This is a genomic window from Klebsiella sp. CTHL.F3a, from assembly GCF_019890895.1.
Classification (GTDB): Bacteria; Pseudomonadota; Gammaproteobacteria; order Enterobacterales; family Enterobacteriaceae; genus Klebsiella; species Klebsiella grimontii.
Window position 1 is genome coordinate 1,334,334 of sequence record NZ_CP082360.1, and the last position, 15,284, is coordinate 1,349,617.

Annotated in this window: 10 protein-coding genes; 6 read left to right on the forward strand and 4 right to left on the reverse strand. The window is 52.1% G+C overall.

Annotation, left to right across the window (positions count from 1 at the left end; translation table 11 throughout):
• The first annotated feature begins 133 nt into the window (after nucleotides 1-133).
• From K7H21_RS06420 to K7H21_RS06435, 4 genes are all read left to right on the forward strand, one after another.
• Nucleotides 134-1,042, forward strand: a complete 909-nt coding sequence (locus K7H21_RS06420) for a dihydrodipicolinate synthase family protein (protein ID WP_004123859.1) — start codon at nucleotides 134-136, stop codon at nucleotides 1,040-1,042.
• Nucleotides 1,043-1,057: 15 nt separating this feature from the next.
• Nucleotides 1,058-3,025: a YjhG/YagF family D-xylonate dehydratase gene (locus tag K7H21_RS06425; RefSeq protein WP_087828911.1), complete on the forward strand. Its 1,968-nt coding sequence runs from the start codon at nucleotides 1,058-1,060 to the stop codon at nucleotides 3,023-3,025.
• Nucleotides 3,026-3,313: 288 nt separating this feature from the next.
• Nucleotides 3,314-4,693: an MFS transporter gene (locus tag K7H21_RS06430; protein ID WP_004123857.1), complete on the forward strand. Its 1,380-nt coding sequence runs from the start codon at nucleotides 3,314-3,316 to the stop codon at nucleotides 4,691-4,693.
• 12 nt (nucleotides 4,694-4,705) lie between these two features.
• Nucleotides 4,706-6,325, forward strand: coding sequence for a glycoside hydrolase family 43 protein (locus tag K7H21_RS06435; protein WP_223035658.1), 1,620 nt, complete (start codon nucleotides 4,706-4,708; stop codon nucleotides 6,323-6,325).
• A gap of 4 nt (nucleotides 6,326-6,329) precedes the next feature.
• Here K7H21_RS06435 and K7H21_RS06440 read toward each other — a convergent pair whose 3' ends face one another.
• From K7H21_RS06440 to K7H21_RS06455, 4 genes are all read right to left on the reverse strand, one after another.
• A complete protein-coding gene (locus tag K7H21_RS06440; protein ID WP_004123850.1) occupies nucleotides 6,330-7,088 on the reverse strand; it encodes an IclR family transcriptional regulator in 759 nt (252 codons plus the stop codon).
• A gap of 113 nt (nucleotides 7,089-7,201) precedes the next feature.
• Nucleotides 7,202-7,972 (reverse strand): MurR/RpiR family transcriptional regulator, encoded by a 771-nt coding sequence (locus K7H21_RS06445; RefSeq protein ID WP_004123848.1) that lies wholly within the window; start codon nucleotides 7,970-7,972, stop codon nucleotides 7,202-7,204.
• Between the two features lie 193 nt (nucleotides 7,973-8,165).
• Nucleotides 8,166-9,527 (reverse strand): 6-phospho-alpha-glucosidase, encoded by a 1,362-nt coding sequence (locus tag K7H21_RS06450; RefSeq protein ID WP_049114792.1) that lies wholly within the window; start codon nucleotides 9,525-9,527, stop codon nucleotides 8,166-8,168.
• An 11-nt stretch (nucleotides 9,528-9,538) separates the two neighbouring features.
• Nucleotides 9,539-11,083: a PTS transporter subunit EIIC gene (locus K7H21_RS06455; protein WP_004123842.1), complete on the reverse strand. Its 1,545-nt coding sequence runs from the start codon at nucleotides 11,081-11,083 to the stop codon at nucleotides 9,539-9,541.
• 311 nt (nucleotides 11,084-11,394) lie between these two features.
• Here K7H21_RS06455 and evgA point away from each other — a divergent pair, with 311 nt between their 5' ends.
• Nucleotides 11,395-12,024, forward strand: coding sequence for an acid-sensing system DNA-binding response regulator EvgA (gene evgA / locus K7H21_RS06460; RefSeq protein ID WP_004123841.1), 630 nt, complete (start codon nucleotides 11,395-11,397; stop codon nucleotides 12,022-12,024).
• 212 nt (nucleotides 12,025-12,236) lie between these two features.
• Nucleotides 12,237-15,206 (forward strand): response regulator, encoded by a 2,970-nt coding sequence (locus tag K7H21_RS06465; protein ID WP_261365656.1) that lies wholly within the window; start codon nucleotides 12,237-12,239, stop codon nucleotides 15,204-15,206.
• Nucleotides 15,207-15,284: the final 78 nt, after the last annotated feature.

A 15,284-nucleotide genomic window follows, 5' to 3' on the forward strand; every position in this document is an offset into this window, starting at 1 on the left:
GATCCAGATAATAAAAACCAGACTCTTGCGCGTAACCACGTTTACCTTTCCCTTCAAGGCGTCATAGTATAAACGTTAAATTAATGAACGCTGTTCTATAATGTAGAACAAGCATAAACTAAGGGGAAAGGATATGCAGCATAGTGCCCATTTCGCGGGGATTATCCCTCCTGTCTCAACTATTTTTACGCCTGAAGGCGATTTTGATCGACAAGGCACCGGGGCGCTAATTGACAACCTGATCGTGGCGGGCGTTGATGGACTGTTTTTTCTCGGCAGCGGCGGGGAGTTTTCTCAGCTCAACGTAGAGGAACGAAAAAACATTGCCGCTTTCGCCATCGCGCATGTGAATGGGCGTGTTCCGGTGCTGATTGGTACCGGCGGAACGAATGCTCGCGAGACGATCGCGCTCAGCCAGCATGCGCAGCAAAACGGTGCGGATGGGATTGTCGTTATCAATCCCTACTACTGGAAAGTCTCTGAAGCGAACCTAATCCACTATTTTCAGCAGGTGGCTGATAGCGTCACGTTACCGGTGATTTTGTATAACTTCCCGGCCCTGACCGGCCAGGATCTGACGCCGCCGTTGGTGAAAAAACTGGCGGATTCACGTGCGAATATCGTCGGTATCAAAGACACCATCGACTCTATCGCCCATTTGCGCAGTATGATTAGCCTCGTGAAGGCAGAGCATCCGCGCTTCTCCGTACTTAGCGGATATGATGACCATCTCTTCAATACCCTGCTGTTGGGCGGCGATGGCGCTATTTCTGCGAGCGGCAACTTTGCGCCTCAGCTTTCAGTTGGTTTATTGCAGGCTTTTCGCGACGGGGATCTGGCGCAGGCGTCAAAACTGAACCAGACCTTACTGCAAATTCCGCAGATATATCAGCTTGATACACCATTTGTGAATGTTATCAAAGAGGCTATGGCGCTTTGCGGTCAGCCGATTTCAACCTATGTTCTCCCACCCGCTGCACCGCTTAATACAGAGAAAAAAGCGCAGTTAGCCACTCTGCTTCAACGACTTCAACTCTGCTAGCACGCAAGGATAACTATGGCTATTGATAACATCTTCACGCCGCAAAATGAGCGTTTTTACGCCGTTACCACCCATGCTGCTGGCCCTCAGGGGGCGCTGCCTTTAACGCCGCAAATGCTGATGGAGTCGCCAAGCGGCAATCTGTTCGGTATGACGCAGAACACGGGTATGGGTTGGGATGCGAACAAACTGACGGGTAAAGAAGTCTTGATTATCGGGACTCAAGGTGGGATCCGTGCCGGGGACGGGCGGCCAGTCGCACTGGGGTACCATACCGGGCACTGGGAGATTGGTCTGCAAATGCAGGCGGCGGCGAAGGAAATTACGCGCAATGACGGTATCCCATTTGCGGCTTATGTCAGCGATCCATGCGACGGTCGTTCACAGGGGACGCACGGTATGTTTGATTCTTTACCCTATCGTAATGATGCGGCTATGGTTTTTCGCCGCCTGATTCGCTCTTTACCGACGCGTCGTGCGGTCATTGGCGTGGCCACCTGCGACAAGGGGTTACCAGCGACCATGATCGCTCTGGCGTCAATGCATGACCTGCCAACGATTCTGGTACCCGGAGGCGCAACTCTGCCGCCGACCGTTGGCGAAGATGCCGGGAAAGTACAGACTATCGGCGCGCGTTACGCCAATCATGAATTGTCGTTGCAGGAAGCGTCTGAACTGGGCTGCCGTGCCTGCGCTTCGCCGGGAGGTGGGTGCCAGTTTCTGGGAACAGCCGGAACGTCGCAGGTGGTGGCGGAAGCGCTGGGACTGGCTCTGCCGCATTCGGCCCTGGCGCCATCCGGGCAAGATGTCTGGCTGGAGATCGCCCGTCAGTCGGCGAGAGCCGTGATCGATCTTGATCATAGGGGGATTACCACCCGCGAAATTTTGACCGATAAGGCGATTGAAAATGCGATGGTTATTCATGCTGCGTTTGGCGGCTCAACGAACCTGTTGCTGCATATACCGGCGATCGCCTATGCGGCAGGATGCACGATTCCTGATGTTGAACACTGGACGCGCATTAACCGCAAGGTGCCGCGTCTGGTAAGCGTACTGCCAAATGGTCCCGATTATCACCCGACGGTGCGCGCTTTCCTTGCTGGCGGCGTACCTGAAGTGATGCTGCATTTACGCCAACTTGGTCTGCTGCATGAAGACGCTATGACGGTGACGGGCCAGACGGTTGGTGAAAACCTGGACTGGTGGCAATCTTCGGAACGGCGAGAGAAGTTCCGTCAGTGTTTGCGGGATCGGGATGGTGTAGATCCGGATGATGTTATTCTTCCTCCTGCGCTGGCGAAGTCCCGTGGATTAACATCAACGGTGTGTTTCCCGGTCGGAAATATTGCTCCTGAAGGCTCGGTAATTAAGGCAACGGCTATTGACGCATCGGTTGTAGATAGCGATGGCATTTATCGCCATACGGGGAGAGCGCGGGTATTTGTCTCAGAAGCGCGGGCCATCGGCGCTATCAAGAAGGGGGAGATTGAGCAGGGCGATATTATGGTGGTGATTGGCGGAGGTCCTTCGGGCACCGGCATGGAAGAAACCTATCAACTGACCTCGGCGTTAAAGCATATTTCCTGGGGAAAAACAGTTTCGCTAATTACTGATGCACGCTTTTCCGGCGTCTCAACCGGAGCTTGTTTTGGCCATGTTGCACCGGAAGCGCTAGCTGGAGGGCCTATTGGTAAATTACGTGATAACGATATTATTGAAATTATCGTCGATCGTAATGAATTAACCGGAAGCGTTAATTTTATAGGCACGACCGATCGGCCGCTGACGCCCGAGGAGGGGGCGTATGAACTGGCGATGCGCTCCGCGCATCCTGAACTGCGTGCCCATGCGTTTTTACCTGATGATACCCGCCTGTGGGCGGCGTTACAGTCTGTTAGCGGTGGAACCTGGCGAGGTTGTATTTACGATACCGATAAAATTATCGACGTCATTAACGCCGGTAAAAAAGCGCTCGGACTGTAGCTGAATCATAATTATCCGTCTGCGGGATTTATTTCGCGGACGGATTTTCCTTACCCGTTATTTATTATTATTTTCACTTATTCCTATAAAGATGCTCATCACAAAAGCAAAATATCATAATTCATAAATAAGATATGACCATTGCCTCTAAAATATACTCATCAGTAATATCTATCTATATCAATTGTTATATTGGCACACGATATAAGGGTGTATTCCTGATGCGCTAGCGCTCATCCAGGTCCCTCGTTTGCTTTGTATCATCTACTGGCGTTGGGGGATTCAAGAATGCAATTAACGATGAAGGATAAAATCGGCTACGGGTTGGGTGATACCGCCTGTGGCTTTGTCTGGCAGGCGACGATGTTCCTGCTGGCCTATTTCTATACTGACGTATTTGGTTTGTCAGCAGGTATTATGGGAACGCTGTTTCTGGTCTCCCGGGTGCTTGATGCGGTAACCGACCCGCTAATGGGCCTGCTGGTGGATCGTACCCGCACCCGCTATGGTCAGTTCCGCCCGTTCCTGCTCTGGGGAGCTATCCCGTTCGGTATTGTCTGTATGTTAACGTTCTATACGCCTGATTTTTCGGCAAATGGCAAAATTATATACGCCTGCGTAACCTACATCCTGCTCACTCTGGTCTATACCTTCGTTAACGTACCTTACTGCGCAATGCCTGGGGTGATTACCGCCGATCCGAAAGAGCGCCATGCTCTACAATCCTGGCGTTTTTTCCTCGCGGCGGCGGGATCGCTGGCGATAAGCGGTATTGCTTTACCGTTGGTGGGCATTATTGGCCAGGGGAATGAGCAGACAGGCTATTTTGGCGCCATGTGTGTACTGGGCCTGAGCGGAGTGGTGCTGTTGTTTGTGTGTTTCTGCACCACAAAGGAGCGCTATACCTTTGCGGTCCAGCCGGGGGCTTCGGTGGCGAAGGATCTGAAGCTGCTGCTGGGTAACGGGCAGTGGCGAATCATGTGCGCATTTAAAATGATGGCAACCTGCTCAAATGTAGTACGCGGCGGAGCAACGCTGTACTTCGTGAAGTACGTGATGGATCACCCGGAGCTGGCGACGCAGTTTTTACTCTACGGTAGCCTTGCAACCATGTTTGGCTCGCTATGCTCTTCACGTCTTTTAGGCCGTTTCGATCGTGTTAAGTCGTTCAAATGGATCATCGTGGCTTATTCGCTGATCAGCCTGCTGATTTTTGTGACACCAGCCCAGCATATTGCACTTATTTTTGCTCTCAACATCCTGTTCTTATTCGTGTTCAACACCACCACGCCGCTGCAATGGCTGATGGCTTCTGATGTTGTCGATTATGAAGAGAGCCGCAGTGGGCGTCGTCTGGACGGACTGGTGTTCTCAACCTATCTCTTCAGCCTGAAAATTGGTCTGGCTATCGGCGGAGCGGTCGTTGGCTGGATCCTGGCGTTCGTTAACTATTCCGCCAGTAACAGCGTGCAGCCGGATGAGGTACTGAGCACGATAAAAATTCTTTTCTGCGTTGTGCCTGTGGTTCTCTACGTTGGCATGTTCATCATGTTGTCGCTCTACAAGCTGTCCGATGCGCGAGTGGAGGCGATAAGCCAGCAGCTTATTAAACGCCGGGCCACGCAGAGTGAGGAACTCCCTGCCGCCGCCACAGCTATATCCCATTAACAGGAGGTTACCATGTACACTATCATCAACCCGATTCTGACAGGTTTCAATCCGGACCCTTCAATCTGCCGCCAGGGTGAGGATTATTACATCGCCACCTCAACGTTCGAGTGGTTTCCGGGCGTACGTATCTACCACTCGCGCGATCTAAAAAACTGGACGCTGGTGAGCACTCCGCTCAATCGCGTATCGATGCTGGATATGAAAGGAAATCCAGATTCGGGCGGTATTTGGGCTCCCTGTCTGAGCTATAGCGACGGAATGTTCTGGCTGCTGTATACCGATGTGAAAATCGTTGATTCACCGTGGAAGAATGGCCGTAACTATCTGGTTACGGCACCTTCGATTGAGGGGCCATGGAGTGAGCCTATCTCGATGGGTAACGGCGGCTTTGATCCTTCACTGTTTCACGACCGCGATGGGCGTAAATACTATATCTATCGTCCATGGGGGCCGCGTCATCACAGTAATCCGCACAATACTATTGTGCTGCAAGAGTATTTTCCGGCGACCGGGGAGCTTGCAAAACAGCGCAAAACGTTGTTTACCGGGACCGCGCTGGGTTATACCGAAGGCGCTCACCTCTACTATAAAGACGGTTGGTACTATTTGATGGTGGCGGAAGGGGGCACCAGTTACGAACATGCGGTGGTTATCCTGCGGTCCAGGCAGATTGACGGCCCATATGAACTTCACCCAGAAGTGACGATGATGACCAGCTGGCATACACCGGAAAACCCGCTGCAAAAAAGCGGTCATGGTTCGATGCTGGAAACGCATACCGGCGAATGGTATATGGCCTGGCTGACCAGCCGCCCTTTGCGCTTACCCGGCGTGCCGCTTCTTGCTTCTGGCGGACGTGGATATTGCCCGCTGGGACGCGAAACGGGCATCGCTCGCGTCGGCTGGCGTGACGGCTGGCCGTATGTCGAAGGCGGTAAACACGCGCCATTAACGGTTCCCGGGCCGAAAATGACGGAATGTGCGACCGTGAACAATGGCGACTGGCGCGATGACTTTACGCATGGTGCGCTGGATCCTGAGTGGCAAACCTTACGTATTCCCTTTGACGAGACGTTAGGCTCTCTGAGCGCGCGTCCCGGTTTTTTACGTCTTTATGGGCATGACTCTTTGAATTCAACTTTTACGCAGGCTACGGTTGCTCGCCGCTGGCAGCACTTCACATTCCGCGCCGAAACGCGGATGCAGTTTTCGCCCGTTCACTTTCAGCAGAGCGCAGGGCTGACGTGCTACTACAACAGTAAAAACTGGAGCTATTGCTTTGTGGATTTTGAAGAGGGGAGAGGCAGAACGCTGAAGGTTTTACAGCTCGACCATAATGTTCCTTCTTGGCCGCTGCATGACGATCCCATTGTGGTACCGGAACACGTAGAAAGTATTTGGTTACGGGTCGATGTGGACAAGCTGGTATATCGCTATGCGTATTCTTTTGATGGCAAGCAGTGGCATACGGTACCGGTAACCTATGAGGCGTGGAAACTTTCGGATGATTATGTCGGCGGACGTGGTTTCTTTACCGGCGCCTTTGTGGGCCTGCATTGCGAAGATATCAGCGGTGATGGTTGCTACGCTGATTTCGACTATTTTACCTACCAGCCGACGGTAAAGTAGGCATTTAGCCCGGGTAACCCAGCGCGCGCGAAAGCTGGAGCCCGGCTTCCTGAAGCTGCTGGCGAAAACTCGCCAGCTCTTCATCGTTCACCCGCGAGGTCAGCGTAGAGAGGCTTAATGCCGCAATGACGCGCGATTCATGGTTCCAGACAGGGACTGCCACGCAGCGGACGCCCTGTTCATTTTCTTCGTTATCAAACGCGTAACCTTGCTCGCGGGTCAGTGCCAGCGTTTTTCGTAGGGCTTCTGCGGAGGTAATGGTGGCGGGAGTGTAGGCGGTGAAGCAATAATCGATCAGCAGCGTCTCCAGTTCCTCTTTGCTAAGCCATGCCACCAGAACTTTGCCTATTGCCGTTGCGTGGACTGGCAGGCGACGGCCAATACGGGAGTAAGCGATGGCAGCTAGCTTGCCTTCGATTTTTTCAATATAAACACCCTCGCGTCCATCAAGGATGCCGAGGTGAGTGGTCTGGCCGGTGCGTGAAGAGAGCTCAGTCAGCCAGCCTTTCGCTTTCTGGCGAATATCCATGGTACCCACGACAAAGTAACCCCGTTCAACCAGCTTCATGCCAAGCCGGTATTTACCATTTTCAGGGTTTTGATCGATATATCCATGCAGCTGTAGCGTTTTGAGCAGAGAGTGAAGGGTACTTTTACTCAACCCCATTTGTTTGCTGATGTCGGTGATTTTTAGCTCTGTCGTCTGTTCATTGAACAGATTCAGGATCTGTAACGCGCGTTCAACAGATTGAATAATTGGCATGATTTACAACCATCTCCCTGGATTTATGAGGCAACGTACCCGTTTGATCGTTAAAAATCAATCCGGAGCGCGGCACTTTGGCCTGGGGAAGAGTGATTTTGGAAACGGCGTTTTTAACCGGTCGCTTCCAGCAGCAGTAAATCCATCAGCAGGACCAGGTTTGACTCAAAGGAGGTGACGCCTGAGGCCTCCGCAGCAAAATGTACCGCTTCATCATACAGCGCAAAGTGCAGATCGGCGATGCCGGCAAGGGTGTTGGCTGATGCGCGGGTAAACGCGACCACCGTCATGCCGATATTTTTTGCTATCCGCGCTTTATCAAGTACCTGTTCTGTTTCGCCGCTGCGCGATACCGCGATAAACACCTGATACCGTGCGGCATTGCTTAAGAAAATATTGCGGCTATCGCCGGGTCCGGAGATAAACGCCGTTTTGCCCAACACCTGAAGCTTCTTTGTCAGATACTCCGCAAAAAGATAAGAAAATCCGGCGCCATAGAGAAAAAAACTCTCCTTTTCGCGCAGCAACGAGCAAAAGCCATCACGTTTGTCCGCGGTGACCCAGTGAAAAGTTTGCTGATAGTTAGCGATAAATTGGTTGAAAAGACCGGGCAAATCCGCGGCGATTTGTGTTTGAGGAGCAATGTGAGGCGTTTCAGAGAGCAACTGCTTGCAGTGCCAGATAAATTCGCTGTAGCCGCTAAAACCCAGTTTCTGACACAAACGCATAATGGTAGCGGTAGAGACGAAAGTGGCCTTTGCCAACTGGCGAACGGTGATATTGCCGATCAGCAGGGGATGTTCAGTAAGGTACGACAACACCCGATATTCCGCGCGGGTCAGGGCGTTACCGCGCGTTAAAAGCGTCGCCAGCCGGTTACTCATTTCACAACCTGAATGGTGGGGATGAAAAGCAAGATCACCTCTGGAGATTAAAGGGTTACCCGAGACCCGGCTTTCGAAATAGCGTTAACTGCCCTTCATAAACGCGGGGGTGACGTTAGCCTGCGCAAAGATTGTCGTTTTTTTTTGCGCTGCCGACAAGCGGCTCAGGACTGAGCCGCGTTAAAAGCCGCTTTTATATCGCTTCACCCTCGCGCCAGGCTTTATGCAGGGCAGGCCAATACTCGCGGTTGGCGTCGATCATCTCGTCAAGGATTGCTTTCGCATGCGCCATTGTCGGGACGGTGCGATTGAGCGTAAAGGCTTGCAGCGCTTTTTCGTAGCTGCCTTCAATTGTCGCTTCCACCAGCAGCTGTTCTGATGCCAACTGCTGCTGAAGTAAGGTTTGATGAAATAGCGGCACCTGGCCCACACGGATAGGTTCCGGACCTTCTGAGGTGATATAGGCCGGGATCTCAACTACCGCATCGTAGGGCAGGTTGCTTATTGCGCCCCGGTTTTCGACCATCACCAGATGTCGTTGATGCAGGTTGAACGCCAGCGAGCGGGCAACGTCAACGATGAATTCGCCGTGTACTCCGACATGAAACGCATCCGACAGGATACCGGTGCGCTGATACTCTTCGGCGGCGGCAAACAGTTTTTTCTCCCGGCCGTTCATTACTTCATTCGCACGGGTGTAGTCAGGATCCTGATGTTCGACAATCTGGTTTGGCATCAGGTAGTACTGTAAATAGGGGTTTGGCAAATAGTCTGGGAAATTATCCATAATTGGCTGGATATTTCGCCATGTTTTCACCCACGACGGGTCGGAGTGCTGAGGGTCAGTTTTCGCGGCATCTTCAGTTAATAAACCGAATTTGGCGATATGGCGACGTAGCTCCGGCAGTTTATCTTCGCCATCGACCAGAACGCGGGTAAACCAACCAAAATGGTTCAGACCGAAGTAATCGACTTCTAGCTTATGGCGATCGACGCCAAGGATCGCGCCCATATTTCGCATCGCCGCGACCGGCATATCGCAGATGTTGAGCACTCGCGCATTCGGTCGCAGTCGGCGTACGCCTTCGGCTACGATGGCCGCCGGATTGGAGTAGTTAACAATCCAGGCTTTTTCATGCGCATAGCGGGTCACAAAATCAATCAGCTCAACCATCGGCAGGATAGTACGCAAACCGTAAGCTAACCCGCCCGGCCCGCAGGTTTCCTGGCCGACAACGCCGTGACGCAGCGGGATTTTTTCATCCTGCTCGCGCATTTTATACTGGCCCACGCGCATTTGAGCGAAGATGAAATGTGCGCCGCTGAAGGCGGCCTCGGGATCGGTTGTCACGCTAAAGCGGATGGTTGCGCTATGGTCTCGTATCACTTTCTCAACAACCGGCGCGATGGTATTTTGCCGCTTTTCATCAATATCATAGAGGCGGATTTCCGCCAGCGGAAACTCGCTCAGCCGCACCATCAGGCTTTTTACGATGCCTGGAGTATAGGTACTGCCGCCTCCGGCAATGGTCAAAATGAACGGGGGTTTAAACATGATTATCTCCTTCAGAGAAACGTCTCAACGGCTTCTCGCATTTTCTTGACGTGCAGTCCGTAGACCACCTGGACGTTATTACCTTGCTTGATGATGCCTTTCGCGCCTGTTGCCTTGAGCGCGGGTTCATCAATGATGTCGACATCTTTCACGGTGACGCGTAAACGGGTGTAGCAGTTATCAACGACGTCAATATTTTGACGCCCGCCAAGACCAGCGATAATTGATTCGCCCAGTCCGTCGTTTTTTCCTTTGGCCTGATACTCTTGTTTGCTATACAGCCGCGTCTCCTGTTGATCATCCTCACGGCCCGGCGTCTTCATATTGAATTGAAGGATCAGGAAGCGGAATACGACAAAATAGAGCGCGAACATAATGAGACCGACGCCGATATACATCGGCCAGTTTGACTTCTCGGTGCCCAGCGGGAGGTTATAAAGAATGAAATCGATAATGCCATTCGCGCCGATCGCATGAACGCCAAACAGCGAAAAGAGCATCATGCCGAGGCCGGTCAGCACGGCATGGGCAACAAACAGCAGCGGGGCAACGAACAGGAAAGAAAACTCAATAGGCTCGGTCACGCCGACCAGCAGGGAGGTCAACGCTGCCGGGATTAGTATTGCTTTTGCTGCGGCTTTACGCTCTGGCTTTGCGGTCAGGTACATCGCCAGCGCGGCGGCAGGCAGGCCGAACATTTTGCTGATGCCGCGAGCATCCCAGACCACCGTGCTGCTGAGCTGTTTGACCTGCGGGCAGGCCATTTCGGCGAAGTAAATATTACGTGCGCCCTGATAAACCGTGCCGCATACCTCCTGCGTTCCGCCCAGTTCGGTATAAAGGAAGGGGGTATAGACCAGATGATGCAGTCCTGTCGGCACCAAAATACGCTCAAGAAACCCGTAAATCGCTACACCGAAGGGGCCGGAGCCTTTAATCGCCAGGGCCATCGCGCTGATACCGTGCTGAACGAACGGCCACACTTCGCTCATCAGCACGCCAAGCAGCATTGAGACCGGCAGCATGATGATGGCAACGAAGCAGTGGCCAGAGTAGATTGCCATAGCCCCGGAGAACTGCACGGGGGAGTATTTATTGTAGAGATAGCCTGAAAGCGCACCGGTAAGGATCCCGGCGAAGACCCCCATCTCGAGTACCTGAACGCCCAGAACCATGCTCTGACCCGCCGCTTTCATTTGCTCGGGTGCCGCGAGCTTATCCTGTAGCTGAAGCGTGATGTTCATAGCGTTGATAAAGACGATAAATGTCACGAGGCCGATGAGCGCCGCGTAGCCTTTATCGCGCGTGGCCAGGCCAACAGGAATACCCACGGCGAAGATTAGCGCCAGATTCACCAGTACCGATACCGCAGATTTGGCGATTAGCTGGCCGATATTCTGTATGAAAGGATGGCCGAGGAAAGGCAGGTATTCAGCAAGGTTACCGTTACCGAGCACGTTGCCAAAAGCGATAAACAGACCCACTATCGGCAAGATAAGTACCGGTCCATACAGTGATTTTCCAAAGTTTTGTAGGGCGTTCACAGCTCGTTTCATGTTTATCTCTCTTTTAGAACTGCGCACAGGGTGCGTTTCAGGCATAAAATTAGCAGGAGCAGGGGGCGTGAATCTATTTATCTTATTGTTTTAAAAACAAATGACGCGGAAAGTAACATGTAACCTTCCGGGGTGTGAAGGCGGTAACAGTGTCTAAGGTAATGAGTAGCTTAGATTAGTAGAGGCACAAAATTGCGTGAATAACGTGCGTGGGAACAATAAATATTCATTTATAAATCAGTCCGGTGGTGCCGCCAGGCTATTATCGTAAATAGGGTGTTTCTTAAGAAGAAATTCTTTCGGGTGGGCATATGAGCGAGTGTCTATCTTGTAGTGCAATCATTGTGGATGACCATCCCCTGGCGCGCATGGCCATTCGTGGCGTGCTGGAAAAGCAGCGCATTACCATTATCAACGAGTATGAAGACGGGGCTGCGGCCCTAAAGGCGTTGGCAAAAACGGTGGTGGATATCGTCGTTGTGGACGTTGAAATCCCCGGTATTAATGGCGTTGAGCTGGTGGAAAAACTCAGAGCACAGGGTTTTACCGGGATATTAATTGTGGTGTCAGCAAAAAACGATCGTTATTACAGTAAACGCTGCGCTCAGGCGGGGGCGAACGCTTTTATTAGTAAAAGACAGGATATGGATAATATTCTGGCGGCGATTAATGCAGCGCATAATGGTTATAGCTATTTTCCTTTTTTCCTCGAAGAACCGACGGTTGCGCTAACGGATAGCCAACGTCTGGAATCACTCTCGGCGCAGGAAATGAAGGTGATGAGTTATATGCTAAGCGGCTTAGACAATTCGCAGATTGGCGCAGCCATGTTTATTAGTGCTAAAACGGTGAGTACTTATAAAACGCGGCTGATGGAAAAGTTAGGCTGTAAATCGTTGGTCGAACTCCTCTCCTTTGCCCATCAAAATAAGCTGACCTGACGATGAAAGCGTGGCGCGCAATACTCCTTATTATCTGGATAGTTAGCGCTCATGGCGTTCATGCGCAGGGCGAGTCTCCGGTTGAACTGGAGCTGTCTGGCTACAGCTACATCACGCCGGTTCCGGTTTATTTGAGCGAGGATGACAGGCGGTGGCTGCAGCAGAAAAGAGCGCTACGCGTGGGGGTTTATCTACCGGGACAGCCTCCGCTGGTGCAAACCACGCTTACCGGACGCTACCGGGGAATGAATGCGGATTATTTGACGCTAATCCACTACTCGCTGAATATCCGCATTACCGTGCTGGGGTATCAAAATCGCGCCGATGCGATTCGCGCACTTAGGGCGGGTGAAATTGATACGGTGCTGACCGGCCTTGATACCCGGCCCTCTGTGGAAGAGGGGATCCAGCTTTCTGCTTCACTGGTCCATTCCTGGCCGGGGCTGGTGACTTCTCTGGTAAACGTCATGGCCCCCTTACACAGCCCGCAGAGTACGCGCGTGGCGGTTGTTGAAGGTTACCCTGATGCTGATTTTATTCATCAGGCGTTTCCGAATGCCGAGATTGCCAATTACGCCAATTATCAGGAAGCGCTGAGCTCTGTTGCCTACGGGCAAAATGCGTGGTTTATGGGGGACTCGCTGACCACCAGTACCTGGCTGTCGCAGGAGTTCAGCCTGGCGTTGAGTACGGTTAAATTCTGGTCTTCGCCGCAGAAAACGAGCCACTTTTTATTTTTACCAGCGCAGGCGCGTTTGCGGAAGATTATTAACAGCACCATCAGCGCGATAGATGAAAATCTCCACGGGCAAATTGCGCAGTCGACGATTGATAAAGGCAATCTCTCTTTTCTGCTTGAACCGCTCAATCTCACCTCGCGTGAAAAGCAGTGGTTAAAGAGTCACAAGACGCTGCGGGTGATTATTAATCCATGGTTTGCGCCGTATACCATGGCTGATAGTAATCAGGAAATACGTGGGGTGATAGGGGATATTCTTAATCTGATCGGTCTGCAAACGGGAATGCAGTTTGAAACGGTTGTCGTCAAATCGAATGAAGATATGATTTCTGAGATGAAAAAGGGCAACTGGCATATTGTACAGGCTGCAACCTATGATTTGAGCCGCGAAAACGATCTCTCCTTTACCCATCCTTTTATTACCACCCAGTTTGTCATCGTGGTCAGAAAGGAGGATGCACAGGAAACCGCGCTTCAGCCGGGGACCCGGGTGGCAATCAGCGCCGATCACACTCTACTGATGAAAATGAAAACCCGTCATCCGAATATCCACTGGGAGGAAGTCGAGAACTCCAGCGTAGCATTAAATCTTGTTGCAACAGGGAAGGTTGATGCCGCGATTTCCAATCAGCTGACCGCTCGCTACCTTAGCGAGCACTATTATCCTGACCAGCTAGCGTGGCTTCCGCTAGCGGAAGCACAGCCAGCGGCAATCAGTTTTGGTGTTCCTCGTTCTGAGCCTGAATTAAGGCAGATTCTTGATAAAGCGCTTGATGATATTCCGCAGAAAGAAGTTTTGCAGATTGTCAGTAAGTGGATACGCCTGCCGGACGTCCGAATAGATACCTGGGAGCTATATAACCGGCCTTTCTATCTGGTGGCTGCTCTCGCAGCTTTGCTGGTGGTAAGTGCTTTACTCTGGGTGGCCTACCTGGCACTGCAAGTTCGCAGAAGAAAGGCGTCCCAGCGTTTACTCGAGATGGAAAAAAACAAAGCCCAGAAGGCAAATGAAGAGAAGCGTGAATTCCTTTCTTACATGAGCCACGAGATCCGCACGCCGGTAAGTGCGATTGTCGGATTTCTGGAACTTCTGCAGCAGTCTACTACCCACCTCACGCCTGCCGATAAAGCGTCGGTCGAGCATGCCGCGATGGCTTCACGCTCATTGCTAAAACTGATTGGTGAGATTCTTGACCTCGAAAAGATAGAGTCCGGGTTACAAGAGGTGGTTGTGAAGTGGGTGCATACGGATGCCCTGATAAGAGAAAAAATATTGCTCTTTACTGCACTTGCCGCGCAAAAGGGAATAGCGCTGTGCTATGAATCGCATCTGGAACCCAAAGAAGCCATGCAGCTTGATCCTCAGTTGTTGGGACAGGTGCTGACCAACGTGATTGGTAATGCGGTGAAGTTCACCCGTGATGGGCGCGTTCAGGTGTCGGCGAGAAAGCGCGATCGCACGCTGACGATCTCGGTGAGTGACACAGGGCCAGGGATCGGAAGCGAAGAACAAAAGTCCCTGTTTATGCCCTTCAGCCAGGGGAATGTGGGGGAACTTCATCGTGGTTCTGGCCTGGGGCTAGCGATTTCGAGAGCGCTGATGCAGCAAATGGGAGGAACAATTGATCTGCACAGTGAGCTTAATCGGGGGACCCGCGTGGTGCTAAGCCTGCCAGTGCAAACGTCATATGATGCCATTCCTGAATCCGTTGCAACCGAGCCTTCATCGTCGGTCATTGACAGAGCGCTGCGAGTATTAATCGCTGACGATCACCCCTCCAGCCGTCTTCTACTCAAACGCCAGCTCGCCAACCTGGGTATTGCTGCCGATGAAGCCGGAAATGGTGAAGAGGCGTTACGCTATCTCCAGCAGGATCATTACGACCTGGTTATTACCGATCTCAATATGCCGGTGATGGATGGAATCACCTTGACCCGGCAGGTGCGAGGATTTGATAGCAAGCTGCCTATCTGGGGACTGACTGCGACGGCACAGCAGCATGAACGTGAACGCTGTCTTGCGGCGGGAATGACGGGATGTCTTTTTAAACCGATTACGCTTGCGCAAATTTCTCGACTGTTAGCCGAAGTGAGCGAGACGAGCCGGGCTGCGTTTGATGAGAAGCGGCTGGCGGTGCTGGCGCAAGGCAATCGGTCGCTGATGCTCACGGCTCTGCGCGATGCGCAGCGGGAAAATCGACGCGATCTGGAGGCCGCCCGAGTGGCCGCTCGCGAGGAGAACTATCCATCTGTGAAACATCATATTCATCGCCTCAACGGTACTGCCCAGCTTCTGGGGGCTAATGAATTGGTCAATATTGCCCAACGGCTTGAAGACCGGCTGCCCGATGCTATTTCGACGACAGAACTTATCAACGTTTTGGACCAAATAGAAAGTTCGCTTAATAAGCTGGAACAGTCCATCGAATATTTCCAGTCATAATCACTTGTCCTACATCTGTAGGCCCTTCCTGACAGAATTATCAGCGTTCGCTGATGTTACCCTGCGGTTAACCAGGTA